General features: G+C 66.1%; 12 protein-coding genes. 2 read left to right on the top strand and 10 right to left on the bottom strand.

Annotation, left to right across the window (positions count from 1 at the left end):
* Positions 1-164 precede the first annotated feature (164 nt).
* The 5 genes from CAG22_RS19065 to peaA form a co-directional block, all read right to left on the bottom strand.
* Complete coding sequence (locus CAG22_RS19065; protein ID WP_085588478.1) at positions 165-1,838, bottom strand: fatty acid CoA ligase family protein; 1,674 nt, start codon at positions 1,836-1,838, stop codon at positions 165-167.
* A gap of 137 nt (positions 1,839-1,975) precedes the next feature.
* Positions 1,976-3,097 (bottom strand): quinohemoprotein amine dehydrogenase subunit beta, encoded by a 1,122-nt coding sequence (peaD, locus tag CAG22_RS19060; protein ID WP_015270567.1) that lies wholly within the window; start codon positions 3,095-3,097, stop codon positions 1,976-1,978.
* Positions 3,098-3,129: 32 nt separating this feature from the next.
* Positions 3,130-3,453, bottom strand: coding sequence for a quinohemoprotein amine dehydrogenase subunit gamma (qhpC, locus tag CAG22_RS19055; RefSeq protein WP_004375838.1), 324 nt, complete (start codon positions 3,451-3,453; stop codon positions 3,130-3,132).
* A 1-nt stretch (position 3,454) separates the two neighbouring features.
* Positions 3,455-4,885: a quinohemoprotein amine dehydrogenase maturation protein gene (gene peaB / locus CAG22_RS19050; RefSeq protein WP_013972844.1), complete on the bottom strand. Its 1,431-nt coding sequence runs from the start codon at positions 4,883-4,885 to the stop codon at positions 3,455-3,457.
* A gap of 49 nt (positions 4,886-4,934) precedes the next feature.
* Entirely contained in the window at positions 4,935-6,500 is a 1,566-nt protein-coding gene (gene peaA / locus CAG22_RS19045; RefSeq protein WP_085588474.1) for a quinohemoprotein amine dehydrogenase subunit alpha, read from the bottom strand.
* 493 nt (positions 6,501-6,993) lie between these two features.
* Here peaA and CAG22_RS19040 point away from each other — a divergent pair, with 493 nt between their 5' ends.
* A complete protein-coding gene (locus tag CAG22_RS19040; protein ID WP_085692472.1) occupies positions 6,994-8,487 on the top strand; it encodes an aldehyde dehydrogenase in 1,494 nt (497 codons plus the stop codon).
* A gap of 152 nt (positions 8,488-8,639) precedes the next feature.
* Positions 8,640-9,953 carry a hypothetical protein gene (locus tag CAG22_RS19035; RefSeq protein WP_085588470.1) on the top strand — a complete coding sequence of 438 codons (1,314 nt, stop codon included), beginning with the start codon at positions 8,640-8,642 and terminating at the stop codon, positions 9,951-9,953.
* 119 nt (positions 9,954-10,072) lie between these two features.
* Here CAG22_RS19035 and CAG22_RS19030 read toward each other — a convergent pair whose 3' ends face one another.
* From CAG22_RS19030 to CAG22_RS19010, 5 genes are all read right to left on the bottom strand, one after another.
* Entirely contained in the window at positions 10,073-11,365 is a 1,293-nt protein-coding gene (locus CAG22_RS19030; protein WP_085705952.1) for an NAD(P)/FAD-dependent oxidoreductase, read from the bottom strand.
* Entirely contained in the window at positions 11,358-12,035 is a 678-nt protein-coding gene (locus tag CAG22_RS19025) for a peptidase S8 and S53 subtilisin kexin sedolisin (protein WP_085705951.1), read from the bottom strand. The genes CAG22_RS19030 and CAG22_RS19025 overlap by 8 nt, the downstream gene beginning before the upstream one ends.
* A complete protein-coding gene (locus CAG22_RS19020; RefSeq protein WP_085705950.1) occupies positions 12,025-13,758 on the bottom strand; it encodes an ABC transporter ATP-binding protein in 1,734 nt (577 codons plus the stop codon). The genes CAG22_RS19025 and CAG22_RS19020 overlap by 11 nt, the downstream gene beginning before the upstream one ends.
* 1 nt (position 13,759) lies before the next feature.
* Positions 13,760-15,670 (bottom strand): sigma-54-dependent Fis family transcriptional regulator, encoded by a 1,911-nt coding sequence (locus tag CAG22_RS19015; protein WP_085705949.1) that lies wholly within the window; start codon positions 15,668-15,670, stop codon positions 13,760-13,762.
* A 1,019-nt stretch (positions 15,671-16,689) separates the two neighbouring features.
* Positions 16,690-16,926 carry a hypothetical protein gene (locus CAG22_RS19010; protein ID WP_015270586.1) on the bottom strand — a complete coding sequence of 79 codons (237 nt, stop codon included), beginning with the start codon at positions 16,924-16,926 and terminating at the stop codon, positions 16,690-16,692.
* Positions 16,927-17,780: the final 854 nt, after the last annotated feature.

The following is a 17,780-nucleotide window of genomic DNA, read 5'->3' as shown; positions in this document are numbered from 1 at the left end:
CTGCACAGGCCTCAAGGGCGTTGGAGACCTGTGGGGAGCATCTACTGCCTGCACTGGCCTCTTCGCGGGCACGCCCGCTCCCACAGGTTCTCCACTGCCCTTGAGGCCTGTGCAATACCTGTGGGAGCGGGCGTGCCCGCGAAGAGGCCAGTACAGGCGACACATCACCCGGCAGACAATTCCTCGACACTGATCTCGCGCATGCGGAACTTCTGCACCTTGCCGGTCACCGTCATCGGGAACTCATCGACAAAGCGGAAGTACCGCGGCACCTTGAAGTGCGCGATCCGCGCCTTCGCCCAATCGCGCAGTTCCTCCGCACTGGCCGTATGCCCCGGGTGCAGCCGCACCCAGGCCACGATCTCTTCACCGTACTTGCTGCACGGCACGCCAATCACCTGCACGTCGGCCACCGCCGGGTGGGTGAAGAAGAACTCCTCCAGCTCGCGCGGGTAGATGTTCTCGCCGCCGCGAATGATCATGTCCTTGCTGCGCCCAACAATTCGCACATAGCCCTGCTCGTCCATCACCGCCAAGTCGCCGGTGTGCATCCAGCCTTCCTCATCGATGCTTTCGGCCGTGGCCTTGGGGTTGTTCCAGTAGCCCAGCATCACGCTGTAACCCCGCGTGCACAGCTCGCCAATCTCGCCACGCGGCAGGGTGTTGCCATCGACATCGATAACCTTGTTCTCCAGCCGCGGCTGGGTGCGCCCGACGCTGGTCACGCGGCGCTCCAGGTCGTCGCTGGCGCCGGTCTGCAGCGACACCGGGCTGGTTTCGGTCATGCCATAGGCAATCTGCACCTCGGCCATGTGCATCTCGCCAATGACCCGGCGCATCACTTCGATCGGGCAGGTGGCACCGGCCATGATCCCGGTGCGCAGGCTCGACAGGTCGAACTCGCCGCGCTGGGGGTGGTCCAGTTCGGCGATGAACATGGTCGGCACACCATACAACGCCGTGGCCTTTTCTTCCGCCACCGCACGCAGGGTGGCCAGCGGGTCGAAGGCGTCGTTGGGGTAGATCAGGGTGCTGCCGTGGGTCATGCAGCCGAGGTTGGCCATGACCATGCCAAAGCAGTGGTACAGCGGCACCGGCACCACCAGCCGGTCATGCTCGGTCAGGCCCAGGCTTTCACCGACCATGTAGCCGTTGTTGAGGATGTTGCTGTGGCTGAGGGTGGCGCCCTTCGGGAAACCGGTGGTGCCCGAGGTGTACTGGATGTTGATCGGGTCGTCGCAGCGCAGCTGTGCCTGGCGCTCGGCCAGGGCTTCGCGGCTGACGGCCTTGGCACGGGCCTGCAGCTCGTGCCAGGCCAGGAAGCCCGGCGGTGGCGCGACGGCCAGGCTGACCACACCGCGCAGTTCGGGGAAGCGTTCGCAGATCAGGGCGCCCGGCTGCCCGCCGGCCAGGCCCGGGACCAGCCCCAGCAGCATGGCGTGGTAGTCGGAGCTCTTGAACGCGTCGGCGCAGATCACCCAGCGGCAGCCGGACTGGCCGAGGGCGTAGTCCAGTTCGCTGGAGCGGTAGGCCGGGTTGATGTTGACCAGGATCGCGCCCACCTTGGCGCTGGCGAACTGGGTGATGCACCACTCTGCGCAGTTGGGTGCCCAGATACCGAGGCGGTCACCGGGCTGCACGCCCAGGGCCATCAGCGCACGGGCATGCTGGTCGACGGCTTCGGCCAGTTGCTGCCAGGTGTAGCGCAGGGCCTGGTGGCGGACGACCAAAGCGTCACGGTCGGGGAAGCGGGCGACGGTGGTGTCGAAGGCGTCGCCGATGCACTGGGTAAGCAGGGGTTTGTCCTGGTTGCCCTGGGAGTAGCTTGGCTGGGGCATGGCGGTCTCTTGTTGTTCTTGTGTTGTCTGTACCGGCCTCTTCGCGGGCTTGCCCGCTCCCACAGGTACCACACAGGTTTCCAGGCCTGTGCAGCCCCTGTGGGAGCGGGCAAGCCCGCGAAGAAGCCAACACCGGTTTAACGGATGAACACCTGCGGCGTGGTGGTGGACATGTCCCCACCCGGCAACTTGATGTTCTTCACTTTCTCCAGCGTATCCGGGTTGAACACCGCCAGGTCGTTGAAGGTGCCGCCCAGGTACAACTTGTCGCCCTTCTTGTCGAAGGCCACGCAGTAGTAAGTGTGGTCCAGATTCGCCGCCTTGATCAGCTTGCGCTGTTTGAGGTCGTACTTGGCCAGGCGGTTGAGCACGCCGTAGATCTGGTTCGGGTCTTTCGGCGAACGCAGCCCGGTGAAGTACAGCTCGGTCAGGTCGGCAAATTCCTGGGTGTGGGTCTTGCCGGTCTTCAGGTCGACGCTCAGGTAGCCATACAGCAGATCGGCGGTGGCCGGGTCCTGCTTGTCATCCTTGAACCTGGCAATGGTGTACAGCATCGAGAACTCGTGGCGCGGGCTCTGGTGCGGCCAGAAGTACAGCACGTCCGGGGCGCTGTAGCCTTTGCGGTTCCAGTTGCGCAGCGGCAAGGCCACCGTGTACTTGCCGGTCTTCACGTCCATCTTGTAGATGTCTGGCCCGGCGACGTACAGGCTGCCATCGTCCGCCGCACGCATCAGGTACACCTGGCGCGGCATCGGGAAGGTGCGCACCGGCTTGGCCTCCAGGCCATCGGCGGTGCTGAACACTTCCAGCCGCGGTGGCTTGACCACGTAGTGGTCGTTCAGGCGCTGGGTCGGGTTGACCGTGGCGTACACTTCCTTGCCGTCCGGGCTGATGGCGAACGAGTACATCGACCGGCCCACCTCACCCGGCACACTGGACAGGTTGGCGTGGAAGGTGTTCTTGCAGGTGTCCAGGTCGATGCCGTAGATGTCGCCGTAGTGGTTGTTGAGCACGTAGGCGGTGCGGTTGTCCGGCGCCATCATCGCGGTGCCGGGGCCGAACTTGTCGGGCATCACGCAGCTCTTGTACACCGTGTCACTGGCCACATCGACCACGTGCAGGTTGTTCGGGTAGTTGGTCACGATCATGTATTCGTGGCCAGCCTTCAGCGCCGGCCCGGTGTCGGCGGCCTGTACCAGCCCGGCACAGGCCGTGGCGGCGATGGTGAGCGCGAGTGACGCGCAGCGTCCAGCTTTCATGCGGTTTCCCCTTGTCATTCTTGTTGGGCCGGTCACTTGTCTTTCGGGAACACGGTGCCGAGGTTGCGCCAGTCTTCCGCCGAGTTGCTCGCCTGGGCGTTCCAGTCCTGGTAGGTGCTCATCATGTCCGGCACCTGGGCCGGCCACCAGCAAGGGTCGGAGCAGCCATACAGGTCGGCCTCCATCGGCTGGCACAGCGAGCTCACGCCACCAAAGGCGTCCACTTCCCAGCCCGGGTCGGTGGTGGCGGTGCAACCCGCCACTGCGCTCATGGCCATGACTTCTTCGACGCGGTCTTCGGCGGCGGCCTGCTCGAGGATGCGCGCCTTGTTGTTCAGGGGCTTCAAGTGCTTCATGTCAGTGCGCCTTCCGCGGGGTGATGTAGCGATCGATGAAGGCCGGGTTGGCGGCCATGATGCGGCTGTAGACTTCGATGCCGAAGTCGACCCAGTCGCGCATCAGTTCGCAATAGTGATAGGTCGGGTGCTGCGGGTCGCCATAGCGGGCATAGCTTTCGTGGTAGCAGCCGCCGGAGCACAGGTTGCGGATGCGGCAGCTGTCGCAGCCGGTGTTGCTGCGGTCCAGGCGCTGCGACAGGAAGTCGTTGAGCTGCGCCTGCTTCACGCCCTGGTGCACATTGCCGAAGGTCGGCAGGCTGGAGCCGGTGAAGCGGTGGCACAGGTTCAGCTCGCCCTCATGGTCCACGGCCAGCATCTTCAGCCCGGCGCCGCACGGCAGGGCCTTCTTGTGGCCTTCGTGGATGTCGGTGATCAGCTGGTGCAGGTTGGAAAAGCCGATGTTGCGGTGCTCCAGCGCAGCCTCCAGGTAACGCCGGCCCAGCGCCTTCATGTTGGCGAACACCTGCACCAGTTCTTCGCCGGTGAGGTTGAAGTTGGCCATGTCGCCGGAAGTGACCGGGGCAAAGCCGACTTCAGCGAAGCCCAGTTCGTTGAACAGGTGGTTCCAGATGGTCTCGACGTCGGTGATGCCACGGGTCAGCGTGACCCGCGCGCCCACCGGGCGGCTGTGGTAGCGCGACAGCAGCATGTCGACCTTGCGCCGCACCACGTCATAGGTGCCCTGCCCGCCCACGGTGATACGGTTGCGGTCGTGCACGGTCTTGGGGCCGTCGATGCTGATCGATAGGCCGAAGCGGTGGGCATTGAGCCAGTCGATGATCTCTTCGGTGAGCAAGGTGGCATTGGTGGTCATGATGAACTCCACCTGCTTGCCGGCCTCGGCGAAGCGCCGCTCGCAGTAGGCGACCATGTGCTCGATCAATGGCCGGTTGGACAGCGGCTCGCCACCAAAGAACACCACGCTGTAGCGCTGCTCGTCGGGCGACTCCTTGAGCAGCATCTCCACCGAAGCCTCGGCGGTGGCGGTACTCATCTTCTTGCCCGCGGACGGTTTGTCCAGGTCTTCCTTGTAGCAGTAGGTGCAGCTGAGGTTGCAGCCGGTGTTGACGTTGAGCACCACGGTGTTCAGCGCCGTGCGCTCGACCTGCTTGAGGGCGATTTCCGGGGTCAGCGGCGAGCCGTCGCTGACCAGCTCCAGCGCGATCAGCTCGCGCAGGGTGTCCTGAATATCGCTGCCGGCAAACTGCTGGCCAAGGCGCTGCATCAGCTCCTCGGCCGAGCAGCCTTGCTGGCGCAGGGTGTCGATGATGCCGCCGGTCACCGCGTCGGCGGTGAACAGTGAACTGCTGGGGATATGGAACAGCATGCGGTCAGCGTCGACCTGCACTTCATGCAGGTTGCGTTCGACCAGGTTCAGTAGCGCGCCCATGGCGACCTCCCGATAATCGATCCGTTGGAAAACCGTAAGCCCCCTGCCGTTACGGCAGCGGCGGGTTGTTCCAGCGCTGTACGGTGACGATCATGTGCCCTTCGCCAGTCTGGCCACCGTCGGCCAGGGTGGCGATGACCTTCAGGTTGCCGGCGTTGTTGGTCATCATCTTGCGCTCCGGGTTGGGGCCGGCACCGCCTGGCACGAACACGCCATCGGCCTGCATCTTCCCGGCGAACTTGACGTCTTCGTCCTCGACCGCACGCTCGTTGAACGGCTCGACCTTCCAGCTGGCCGGCAGGTAGCCGATGCGCAGCGGCTGGCCATTGGCGTCCTTGCCCCAGGCTTCGGCCTCGAAGCGGCCCTGCACCTTGGGCACCGAGGCGCCGTTTTCGCCGATGCGGGCGATGGAGAACGCCGGCACCACTTTCACTTCCTCGACCTTGTCGTACACCGCCAGGTTGACGCCCTTGAGCGCCCCTACGGCGACTTCGCGCTGGCCGGGTTTGGCATCGGCCGCGGCGCGGGCCTTCACCCGTACCAGGGTTGGGGTCTGCTCCAGCACCTCGGTCACTTCCACGCCAGTGCCCAGGTCCGGTTTGCCGGCCAGGCCGCTGCCGACCAGGGTAATCTCGCTTTCGCCACCAGCCTTGATGAACGCCGGCTGTACCGCCAGCAGGCGCGCCTTGCCCTCCTTCACCGCGGTGAAGTCCAGGCCACGCTCGTCGTGCTCGGCCTCGAACATGCGGCCCTTCATTTCGCCATCCAGCGCGGCGAACACCTGACGCAGGTTGGCATCGCCGACCTTGACGTTGCCACGCCATTCATAGCCGTTGTAGAGGATCGCCGAACCGCTGCCATTGAACGGCGTGCCGTCGGCATAAGCGCCCTTGACCTCGACCTTGAAGGTGTCACCCTGGTCAGGCGTGACACTCATCACCCCGCGTACATCGCCCTTGGCCAGCATGTGGCCGCTGAATGCCCACTGGCCCGGCAGCGCATCGGCCTTGGGCCTGGCCTTCTGCCATTCGGCCCACGCCGCGCTTTCCAGCGGGTAGCGCTTGGCCAGGTCCGGCACCACTTGTTGCAGGGCGATCGGCAGCCAGTCGCGGTCACGCGCCTGGGCCTGGTATTCGAGGGACGGCCACTGGCCGAGATGGAAGTTGACCAGGTGCTCCCACTCCTTGGCCGGGCGCCGCTGCAAGGCGACACGGGCACCGGAGTGGCAACGGCCACAGGTTTCGCTGAGCTGGGTATCGAACTGCTCGACGGTATTCAGCCGGCGCTCCATGGCATAACGCACGCCATCGGTTTCGCTGGGCGCCAGGCCCTGCTTGTCGGCCAGGTACTTGACCAGGGTGCGGCGGTCGTCGTCGCTGATCTGCAGGCCGTGCATCACCTGCATGCGGGCGATGCTCATCAGCCAGCCTTCCGGCGTCTTGCGCTGGTGGCTGATACGGCTGTAGGTGTCGTTGCCTTCGGGGATATGGCACCCCATGCACTTGTTCTGCAACAGGCTCGGGCCCTGCTCGGCCGCCATGGCCTGGGTGCTCAGCAGCGCGGCGGCGACCAGCGCCAGTTTGCCCGCATGCCGCCGGAGTCGAGTCGTCTTCAAGGTCAGACCTCCACGGTTGTTGTTCTTATCGTTTTCGCACGCTTTGGTACAGCAGGTGTGCATGTGACGGTTGTGATACAGGAACTGTGCCAGGTGATGTAAAAGTGTTTTATTTCAACCTTTTAGCCGGTTTTCCGGCCTTGGCCAGCAGCAGGCATGGCCAATTGCAGCGTGCCATTTCGCGACAGGGTGTTTCATCCTGAGACAAGGGCCTGCTGCGCAGGCCTTCGCGGGCATGCCCGCTCCTACAGGTACAGCACAGGCCTTCAAGGCAGTGGTTAACCTGTGGGAGCTGGCTTGCTGGCGATTGGCCCTTGATGCCACTGTTTCACCACCGTCTCACACCGTCTCAATGTGCAACAGCGCAACCCTGCAATCCCAACCTTGCACCAGGACAAAACCCAACCCGTTCAACGGCTTGCGGCCATCTACCGACCTTGGCACGCCCATTGCGCCTATGCCTGTCACATCCAATGACAAGAGGCACCGTCCCATGCTTTCCGAACTGCCCATCCTGCCCGCCACCCGCGCCTTTCTCGAACGCAAGCTGAAGATGCGCATCGGCGCCGACTGGCAGGACGCCGCCAGCGGTCGCACCCTGTCGTTCCGCAACCCGGCCACTGGCGAGGTACTGGGTGAAGTGCCCGCCGCCGAGGCCGAAGATGTCGACCGCGCCGTGCGCGCCGCGCGCCTGGCCTTCGATGATTCGCCGTGGAGCCGCCTGCGCCCGCGCGAACGGCAGAACCTGCTGTGGCGCCTGGCCGACCTGATGGAGCGCGACGCCCGCCAGCTGGCCGAACTGGAATGCCTGAACAACGGCAAGAGCGCCGCCGTTGCCCAGGTGATGGACGTGCAACTGGCCATCGACTTCCTGCGCTACATGGCCGGCTGGGCCACCAAGATCGAGGGTAGCACCGTCGAAGCCTCGATGCCGTTGATGCCCAACGACCAGTTCCATGGTTTCGTGCGGCGCGAGGCAGTGGGCGTGGTCGGCGCCATCGTCGCCTGGAACTTCCCGTTGCTGCTGGCCTGCTGGAAGCTCGGCCCGGCCCTGGCTAGCGGTTGCACCGTAGTGCTCAAGCCCGCCGACGAAACACCGCTGAGCGTGCTCAAGCTGGCTGAGCTGGTGGACGAAGCCGGCTACCCGGCAGGCGTGTTCAACGTGGTCACCGGCACCGGCCTGAACGCTGGCGCCGCACTCAGCCGCCACCCCGGCGTGGACAAGCTGACCTTCACCGGCTCCACCGAGGTCGGCAAGCTGATCGGCAAGGCGGCCATGGACAACATGACCCGCGTCACCCTGGAACTCGGCGGCAAGTCGCCGACCATCGTCATGCCCGACGCCAACCTGCAGGAAGCCGCCGCCGGCGCGGCTACGGCGATCTTCTTCAACCAGGGCCAGGTGTGCTGTGCCGGGTCCCGCCTGTACGTGCACCGCAAGCACTTCGACAACGTGGTGGCCGACATCGCCGGCATCGCCAACGGCATGAAGCTGGGCAGCGGCCTGGACCCGGCGGTGCAGATGGGCCCGCTGATCTCGGCCAAGCAGCAGGACCGCGTCACCGGCTACATCGAGCTTGGCCGCGAGCTGGGCGCGACCATCGCCTGCGGTGGCGAAGGCTTCGGGCCGGGCTACTTCGTAAAGCCGACAGTGATCGTCGATGTCGACCAGCGCCACCGCCTGGTGCAGGAAGAAATCTTCGGCCCGGTGCTGGTGGCGATGCCGTTCGATGACATCGACGAAGTGATCGGCATGGCCAACGACAATCCCTATGGCCTGGGTGCGAGCATCTGGTCCAACGACCTGGCCGCCGTGCACCGGATGATCCCACGCATCAAGTCGGGATCGGTGTGGGTCAACTGCCACAGCGCCCTCGACCCTGCCTTGCCTTTTGGCGGCTACAAGATGTCCGGCGTCGGCCGTGAGATGGGGGCGGCTGCCATCGAGCACTACACCGAGCTGAAGTCGGTGTTGATCAAGCTCTGATCTTCAGCCTGTACCGGCCCTTTCGCGGGTAAACCCGCTCCCACAGGATCACCACAGGCCTGAACACTGTGGGGTCCCTGTGGGAGCGGGTTCACCCGCGAAGAGGCCGGCACAGGCAACCCGAAAACAACAACAAAAACATGGAGCACACCATGAGGCACAAACTCGCCTGCACATTGGCCCTGCTGTTCGCCGCCCCGGTCACCCAGGCCTACGAGCTGTACAACCACGACGGCACCACCCTCAACGCCGACCTCGAAGCCCTGTTCGGCGCCTTCCACAGCGACGAAAGCTTCAACCTGGCCGGCAACCGCAAGCCCGGCAGTACCGCCTGGCAGGAAGGCTACGTCAAATATGGCCTCAGCGGCAGCCAGGCCCTGGCCGACAGCGGCGCGCTCTACGGCGCCTTCAACCTGCTCAGCTCCGCCACCTGGGGCGACGGCGACGCCGCCGGCCTGACCCTGGGCGACGAGCGCCGCACCGCCATCGAAGACCTGTACCTGGGCTGGCGCTCGGCCAACCTGTTCCCGGCCCTGGGCGAAGACGGCGTGGACATTTCCGGCGGCCGCCAGGTGGTGACCCTGGGCGACGGCTTCCTGATCCAGGGCGACCCGGTGAACCTGGGCAAGGTCGACCTGGGCGCCAACTTCGACCGCGGCGGCGCCTACTACCTGGCCGCACGCAAGGCCTTCGACCGCACCGCCGTGCTGCGCCTGGGCGGCAAGCAAGGCTGGCGCAGCGACCTGATGTGGCTGAAGTCCGACAACCACTACCAGGCCGACACCTCGCTGGCTGTGGCCAACCTGGAGCACGTCGCCGACGTCGGCACCGTCGGCCTGAGCTGGATCCGCGGCCTTGACGTGGACCAGCGCTACGCGCAGATCATGGGCCTGGAACACCGCGACGGCATGGACACCGCCAGCCTGCGCGGGCGTGGCAACCTGGGGGTGAAAGACCTGGAGCTGGCCGCCGAGTACGTGACCCAGGACAAAACCGGCGGGCGGGAGAACGCCTGGTACCTGGAAGGCAACTGGACCTTTTCCGAACTGCCCTGGTCCCCCACCGCCACCTACCGCTACAGCCGCTTTTCCGAAGACTTCGACCCGCTGTTCTATGGCCTGAGCCGTGGCTATGGCACCTGGTTCCAGGGTGAGGTGGCAGCCAACTATGCCGGGCCGTTCAACAGCAACAGCCAGGTGCATCACGTGGCGCTGAAGGGCAAACCACGGGACAACCTGACCGTCGGCGCCCTGTACTTCGACTTCGATACGCTGGACACCGACCAGGGCAACCTGGGCGGGCGGGAGCTGGACCTGTATGTGGAATGGATGGTCAACGACCACCTGCTGATCAGCCCACTGGTAGGGTTCTACAAGCCGGAACGCAGCGCGGCCAATGGCGGGACGCAGCTGGGTGGGCGGGATACCGGGACCTACATGCAGTTGATCGTCGGGACTTTCTTCTGATTCAAGGGCCCTATCGCCGGCAAGCCAGCTCCCACAGGTACAGCACATGCCTCTGGCTCTGTGGCAACCTGTGGGAGCTGGCTTGCCGGCGATAGGGCCGCAAAGCGGCCCCGGCAATCTCAAGCCAAGCCCTGCTCCAACAACCACCGCCGCACCATCACCTGCTGCTCCCCTGGCAGGCCTGACAACACTGCCTCGATAGGTCGGCCGCTACGCAGCCCCCGCACCACCGGCGCCAGCTCCACCCCCTGCAAATGCCACACCCCCAACGGCTGATCCGCCGTCACCACCACCTCGGCCTCATCCACCAGCCCGTCACGCAACACCGGCCGCCGCTCGACCCTCACCGCGCTCCAGTCCGCCGCCACGTGCAATGCCTGCGTGTCCGGCCAATCCTGCCGCCGCGCCCAGAACGGCTGCCCCACCCGCCCCTGCTCTTGCCCATAGAAATCCCGCCCGATCCGGGCAAAACGCAAAAACAGCTGTTCGATCCGCTGCTGGTGAAACTGCCGCGCCAACCCGGTCCGCTCGGGCCTGCGCAGCAAGGTATTGATCACCACCGGCGCCTGCAGCGCCGAAGACAGCGACTGGAAGATCCCGTTGCCCGACAGTGGGTCAACCGCCATCGCAGCATCGCCCACGCGTATCCAGTCCTGCCCGACGCACTCACCGGCCAGAATCGCGGTGCTGCTGCGCGCATGCACCTCTGCCGGCGCCAATGCCCTGGCATCGAACAGCTCGGCCACCAGCGCGCTGTCGGCTCGCCGGGCCGCGCAATAATCCGCCAACCCGGCCTTGCCCGGCAGCCCGGCGGCGTCCAGGGTGACTTGCCAGTAGCAGCGGCCGTCTTCCAGGCGCGCCATCCACGCCCAGCCATCCGCCAGGCTTTCCACTGCCGACGCGGGCGCCCCGGGGGCGGCCTGCCAGACATTCAGCAAGCTGACCGTCTCCGGTCCGCGCAGGCGGTCGGCAGCCAGCGGGGCCTGGCGGCCTCGGGCTTCGACCAGGAAATCGGCCTGCAGTACCTGCCCGTCGTCCAGGCGAATACCATGACCGACTTCGCGAACCACCTCACGCACCCGCCCCTCGACCACGCTCACACCCGCACGCTGAAGGTCGTCGCGCAGCGCCCGGTCAAACCTTTGCCGATCCAGCAGAAACTCCTGGTTCAGGTGCAGCTGCTGGCCGTTCCAGTGCACTTGCCGAGTCGCCGGCATCGCCGCCTGGCTCAACGCCCCGCCAAGGCCGGCGTGGCGCAGACCGTCCAGCACCCGCTGCGAAACCCCTTCGACCGCCGCGAACCGGCGCCACTCGGACACCACCGTCACCGCATAGCCCAGCCGCCGCAGGCCAATGGCCGTGGCCGCACCCGCAGGGCCTGCCCCCAGCACCACGATGCGTGGCTCAGCCATGGCCGGCACCTCGTCGCTCGGGGCCGGTAAACGCCGCGTGGTGGCGCAACCAGTCATGAACCTGCGGGTGGCCCATGCCCGGCTCATCACGCAGCAACGCAGCGATCCTGCCACTCAGGGCCGCACAGCCCAGGCTCGCGCCCGCCCTGCCGCCCGCCCCCACATAACCACCAAAGTCCGCCTGCCGGGTACCCAGCCAGGACCACTGCCCCGGTGCACAGCGGGCATCGCCGGTAACCCGGATCACCCCGGGGTAGCTGGCCGGGTACACGGGCCCGCCCTGGGCCGGGCTGGAGGCGCACAACAGCACACCCGCGGCCAAAGCCTCGGCGCAAGCCTGGTGCAGCACAGGCCGGTCCTGCTGCAGGCCAAGGCTAAGGTTGACCAGCGTAACCCCCGCCTCCACCAGCCACAGCAGCGCGGCCGCCACCTGCAAGGCACTGGTGCTGGCCTGGGCGCCGAAAACCTGGGCCAGCAGCACGGGCACCGGCCCCGCCTCCCGCTGCAAGCCGGCGAGCACCGCGCTACCGTGCCCAAGCTGGTCGGGCAGCATGTCACCTTCGCGCAACTGGCCGTCCTCCAGCCAGAAGCGGCGCGCGCCCAGCAAGGCGCTGGCCTGCTCCGGCGTGCAACCACTGTCGATCACGCCAACACGCACGTCAGTGCCCATGCTTGATCACCTCCTCGGGCAGCACCTGCAACTGGCCAGCGTGCAGCTGCAGATGCAGGTCGGCATCGGCCAGGGTCGAAGCACGGTGGCTGATCAGGATGCGCGTGCGGCCGGCGAACAGCTGGTCGATGGCCGCGATCACTTCGCGCTCGGTAGCTTCGTCCACCGCCGAGGTGGCCTCGTCCAGCACCAGGATCGCCGGCGCCTGCAGCACCGCGCGGGCGATGGCAATGCGTTGTTTCTGCCCGCCCGACAACTGCTGGCCACGCTCACCCAGCAGGCCGTCCAGGCCCAGCGGCAGGCTGTCGACCAGGCTGTCCAGCCGCGCCAGGCGCACCACCCGTTCCAGTTCCTCACGGCTGGCCTCGGGCACGCCGTAGGCCAGGTTCTGTGCCAGGGTGCCGCGGAACAGCACGATATCCTGGCTGACCACCGCAATGCGCCGGCGCAGCGCGGCCAGGTCCAGTTCGCGCAGGTCGGTGCCGTCCAGCAGGATGCGCCCGGCGTCCGGGTCGTAGAAGCGCTGCAGCAGGTCGATCAGGGTCGACTTGCCCACCCCCGATGCACCGCTGATGGCTACCTTCAGGCCACCCGGCACGCACACCTGCACGTCGTTCAGCACCGCGCCCTGGCGCCCTTCATGGGCAAAACTCACCCCCTCGAGGCGCAATTCGCCCGGGCCGTCGGGCATCGGCTGCGGGTTGGCTGCCGGGCGCACGGCCACGGCCTCCTGCTTCAGTTCCATCACCCGCCCCAGGCTCACCGCCATGCGCTGCACCGCCACGTACAGGCCCAGCAGGCTCTGCACCGGCCCTACCGCCATGCCCATGTAGGTGGAAAAGGCGATCAGCGCACCTAGTTGCCAAGTGCCCTGGATTACCCACCAACCGCCGACCAGGAACGCGCAGGCGCGGCACCAGGAGGTCAGCGTGCCGGGGATGGCCTGGGTGAAGAATTCGGTCACCTGCACCTTGAGCAGCTGGCGCATGTAGCCCTGGCCCAGCTGGTCCAGGCGCCCCGCCTCGCGGCCTTGCTGGCCGGCGGCCTGGATGAACTTCATCGCAGGCAGGGTTTCGACCAGGAACGACGACACATCTGCCGAGCGTTCGCGCAGGTTGCGTACTTCGCGCTCCACCTTGCGCCGCATCCAGCGCAGCCACAGCACTTCGATCGGCACCAGCAGCGCCAGCAGCAGTGACAGTTGCCACGACAGCATCAGCATCAACACCACCGCGCCTACCAGGCCGATCACCGCCGACACCGCCGAAAACAGCGAATCCACGGCAAAGCGCTGGATTTCCGCCACATCGCCATCCAGCCGCGAAAGGATGTCGCCGATGCGCCGCCGCCCGTAGAACGTCGGCGACAGCTGCTGCAGGTGGCGGTAAAGGTCGTCACGCAGGGCAAACAGGATGCGCCCCGACAAGCGCGTGTGCAGGTAACGGTTGACCCCGGCCAGCACGGTACCCAGCAGGCCCGCGCCGATCATGATCGCGGCCATGTGCCAGAGGGTCTGGTAGTCCTTGGCCAGCAGCCCCTCGTCGATCAGCGTCTTGACCAGCCAGGGTTGTGCCAGCGCCAGCAACGAGGCGCCCAGCGACAAGCCGAGCAACAGGCCGATGGCGCGTCGATGGGGGCGCACGAAACCATACAGCCAGGCCAACGCCTGGCGCATGAGCACAGGGTCGCTGGACTCCACCAGCCGGGCGAACAGGCCGCCCACGTCAGCCGCGCAACTGTTTGAGCTTGCGGTACAGCGTCGCCCGGCTGATACCCAGCGCCTCGGCCGCCGCGGACACGTTGCCCTGATGGCGCGCCAAGGCGCCACGGATCAGCTCCAGCTCGTTGTCCTTGAGGCTGCCGGAAGGCGCGGTGCCGCTGGCCAGTTCGTCCAGCAGGCAGTCGGTGAGGTGGTCGAGGGTCAGCACCTGCTCGCCGTCCTCGCGCATGGCCAGTGCGGTGCGCACGACCATTTCCAGCTGGCGGATGTTGCCCGGCCAGTCGAAGCCTTCGAGCAACGCGGTCAGGGCCGGGTCCAAGGTCACGCCCCGGGCATCGGACTTGTCCAGCAGCCCCTGGATGATCGCCGCCAGGTCATCGCGCTCGCGCAGTGCCGGCAGGCGCAGCGACACGCCGTTGACCCGGTAGTAAAGGTCTTCGCGGAAGTGCTGCTCCTGCACCAGGCGCTTGAGGTCGCGGTGCGTGGCACAGATCAATGCCACGTCGATGTCCTGCTCGTCGCCCGCCCCCAGTGGTGCCACGCGCCGTTCCTGCAGTACCCGCAACAAGCGCGCCTGCAGCGCTAGCGGCATGTCGCCGATTTCGTCGAGGAACAGCGTGCCGCCATGGGCCTGCATCAGCCGGCCGACCATGCCGCCCCGGCGCGAACCGGTGAATGCGCCTTCACGGTAGCCGAACAGTTCGGACTCGATCAGCCCTTCGGGGATGGCCGCACAGTTGACGGCCACGAACGGTTTGTCGGCGCGCGGGCTGGCCTGGTGCAGGGCCCGGGCGACAACCTCCTTGCCGGTACCGGTCTCGCCCAGCAGCAGCACCGGCAGGCCATTGCCCAGCCCCTGGCGGGCCATGCGCAAGTTGCGCGCCAGGCGCGGGTCGCCACCGGCCAGGGCGTCGAGCGCCGGCGACTGCTTGCCCGACGCCGGCTTGCTCACCGGCGTACTGCCGTTGACCCGGCCGTGGCGCGGCAACTGCAGGGCGCGGAAGTAGAACTCGCCCTTGGCCGTTTGCACACTGCTCACCCCGCCCTGCCACAGGCGGGCGATGAAGGCCGGTGACCGTTCACCCAGCAGGTCGCTGCTGCGCCGGCCCAACAGCTCATGGCGCGGCACCTGCAACAGCTGGCAGGCACTGTCGTTGGCAGCCAGCACTTCACCGTCCAGGCTCAGCGCCAGCAGGCCATGCCAGGCGCTGTTGAGGTATTGCGGGCGGCTGTGGAAGGCCAGCACCAATTGCTCCGGATGGCACAGGCCGAACATGCGGCTTTCGATGTTGCCGGCCGCCAGCATCAGCGTCGACAGGCTGTCCTGTGGTTGCACCATCACCCCTTCACGGGTGATGTCGAGCACGCCGATCACCTCGCCGCGCGGGTCGCGCAGGGGTACCGAAGTGCAGGAGAACGGGCTGAGACGGTCGAGGTAATGTTCGCCGCAGTTGATCAAGGTCGGCCGGCCTTCCACCACTGCCGTGCCGATGGCGTTGGTGCCACGCAGCGACTCGCTCCAGCAACTACCCGGGTGCAGGTCGCGCAGGCCCTCGCGTTGCAGCACGTGCTTCTGCCCTTCGATGGCCAGCACGTTGGCCTGGGCGTCGCCGAGGATGACGATGCCGGCCTTGCCCTGGCGCGCGACAAGGTAGTCCAGTTCCGGGGTAACGGCGTCGACCAGCAGGCGATTGCGCTCCAGCAGCATGCGCAGGTCATGCCCGTGCTCCAGGCCCAGGCCGACCTGCTCGCCCTGCAGGCAGTCCAGGCCATGGCCCAGGCTGCGGCGCCAGGAGGCATCGATCTCGTCGCGCAGCATGCCCAGTGGCAGCTCGCCTTCGCTGGCCAGCCTCAGGCGGGCCTGGCGGGATTCGTGCAGCGGATCGTGGGCGTTTGTTATTAGTTGTCGCGCCATTTTCTACTCCGGCTGTGCCCCGCTAGATGGCGGGGAACGGGCTTGGGAATTTTCCGCAGTGTGCGGGAGAAATCCCTGGCCGTCATCAGGCTGAGGTAGAAGGTGGCATATGGTGACGTTTACGTAAAGGGACACGCAGGAGCGCCGCATTGTTCAAGATCTGAAAGCTTGCGCAAGCCTTGTGGGAGCGGGTTCATCGAGGTCGATCACGGCTGCCGCTTGATTTCAACAAAGCCCAGGTGCCCGCCAGATACCTGGCACCGGCCCATTCGCGGATAAACCCGCTCCCACAGGGCCGGCGTCGCACTTGAGATCACACGGTACCTGTGGGAGCGGGCATGCCCGCGAACACCGGCAAAGCCGGTGCCATCCACCGCGTCGTCTGCTTCGCGGGCGCGCCCGCTCCCACAGGGACGGCGCGGGCTTCGAGTTGGTGCTGAACCTGTGGGAGCGGGTTCACCCGCGAAGAGGCCATCGAGGTCAATCACGGCTGTCGCCTGATTTCAACAAAGCCCAGGCGCCCGCCAGACACCCGGCACCGCCCCATTCGCGGGTAAACCCGCTCCCACAGGGCCGGCGTCGTACTTGAGATCACACGGTACCTGTGGGAGCGGGCATGCCCGCGAACACCGGCAAAGCCGGTGCCATCCACCGCGTCGCCTGCTTCGCGGGCGCGCCCGCTCCCACAGGTACTGCGCTGGCTTCGAGTTGACGCTGAACCTGTGGGAGCGGGTTCACCCGCGAAAAGGCCCTCGAGGTCGATCACGGCTGCCGCTTGATTTCAACAAAGCCCAGGTACCCGCCAGACACCCGGCACCGGCCCATTCGCGGGTAAACCCGCTCCCACAGGGACGGCGTCGCACTTGAGATCACGCGGTACCTGTGGGAGCGGGCATGCCCGCGAACACCGGCAAAGCCGGTGCCATCCACCGCGTCGTCTGCTTCGCGGGCTCACCCGCGAAGGGGCCCTCGAGGTCAATCACGGCTGCCGCTTGAGTCAAACAAAGCCCAAACGCTCGTCAGACACCCGGCACCGTCTTCCGCCCAACCAGCTGCTGCCTCTCCACCCCATCCAGCAACGCCTCCACCACCGCCTTGGCCGAATCCAGTCCATGGTCATTGCTCAACAACAGATCACGACAGGTCCCCTTGGCCAGCTCCAGTGCCTTGAGATTGGTCGCAAACGCGCCTTTGAGCAGCGTGGACAGATGTACCAGCGCATCTTCGTAGTCCACCCCCGAACGCACAGCAAACAACGGCGGATGGCTACATTCGCACGTGGAGAAACTGGAGGACGCCGTGGTGGCGCGTACGGGAGGATCGGGTAAGCCTTTTGTCATTGTGTCGCTCCTTGATTCACTGGAGCCGCCACAAATCGCTACCAAACGAGATGGTGACGGCTGTACGCAGGTTGGTAGACCGGGAATCAAGGAAACCGGCGCGCACGGAGGCGCCCTACGCACAGCCGCCATAAAACGAAACAGCCGGGCACAAAAAAGCGCCAACTGTATCGCAGAGCGGGCGCTTGTGCGCCTTGATTGATCGCGGGCTACCAAACCCGGCTGCTGGATTTACAGCAGCGGGCAAAGACTACCGGTGTCGGGGAAGCGTTTCAAGCAAAGGGAATGTGCGGTAACACTTCCATTGCCGCCTCTCACTCATCACCGGCCGGCGAATCAGCAGTGATCACCATGTTGTGTCGCCTGCAACGGCCTCTTCGCGGGTAAACCCGCTCCCACAGGGACGGTGTCGCACTTGAGATCACGCGGTACTTGTGGGAGCGGGCAGGCCCGCGAACACCGGCAAAGCCGGTGCCATCCACCGCGTCGTCTGCTTCGCGGGCGCGCCCGCTCCCACAGGTACTGCGCTGGCTTCGAGTTGACGCTGAACCTGTGGGAGCGGGCAGGCCCGCGAACACCGGCAAAGCCGGTGCCATCCACCGCATCGCCTGCTTCGCGGGCGCGCCCGCTCCCACAGGTACTGCGCGGGCTTCGAGTTGACGCTGAACCTGTGGGAGCGGGTTCACCCGCGAAGAAGCCCTCGAAGCCAATCACGGCTGCTGATTCTGGCTCAGGTACTTGTCCACCGTAGCCTGCCCCTCCCCCGCATC

Origin of the sequence: Pseudomonas sp. B8(2017), from assembly GCF_002113575.1 — a bacterium.
Classification (GTDB): Bacteria; Pseudomonadota; Gammaproteobacteria; order Pseudomonadales; family Pseudomonadaceae; genus Aquipseudomonas; species Aquipseudomonas putida_Z.
Note: the sequence above shows the minus strand (reverse complement) of the source record. Positions and strands in the feature narration are given on the sequence as shown.

Excerpts from the sequence above, each read along its gene's own strand:
- CAG22_RS19065 (WP_085588478.1), bottom strand. The coding sequence starts at position 1,838 with ATGCCCCAGCCAAGCTACTCCCAGGGCAACCAGGACAAACCCCTGCTT.
- peaD (WP_015270567.1), bottom strand. The coding sequence starts at position 3,097 with ATGAAAGCTGGACGCTGCGCGTCACTCGCGCTCACCATCGCCGCCACG.
- qhpC (WP_004375838.1), bottom strand. The coding sequence starts at position 3,453 with ATGAAGCACTTGAAGCCCCTGAACAACAAGGCGCGCATCCTCGAGCAG.
- peaB (WP_013972844.1), bottom strand. The coding sequence starts at position 4,885 with ATGGGCGCGCTACTGAACCTGGTCGAACGCAACCTGCATGAAGTGCAG.
- CAG22_RS19040 (WP_085692472.1), top strand. The coding sequence starts at position 6,994 with ATGCTTTCCGAACTGCCCATCCTGCCCGCCACCCGCGCCTTTCTCGAA.
- CAG22_RS19035 (WP_085588470.1), top strand. The coding sequence starts at position 8,640 with ATGAGGCACAAACTCGCCTGCACATTGGCCCTGCTGTTCGCCGCCCCG.
- CAG22_RS19030 (WP_085705952.1), bottom strand. The coding sequence starts at position 11,365 with ATGGCTGAGCCACGCATCGTGGTGCTGGGGGCAGGCCCTGCGGGTGCG.
- CAG22_RS19025 (WP_085705951.1), bottom strand. The coding sequence starts at position 12,035 with ATGGGCACTGACGTGCGTGTTGGCGTGATCGACAGTGGTTGCACGCCG.
- CAG22_RS19015 (WP_085705949.1), bottom strand. The coding sequence starts at position 15,670 with ATGGCGCGACAACTAATAACAAACGCCCACGATCCGCTGCACGAATCC.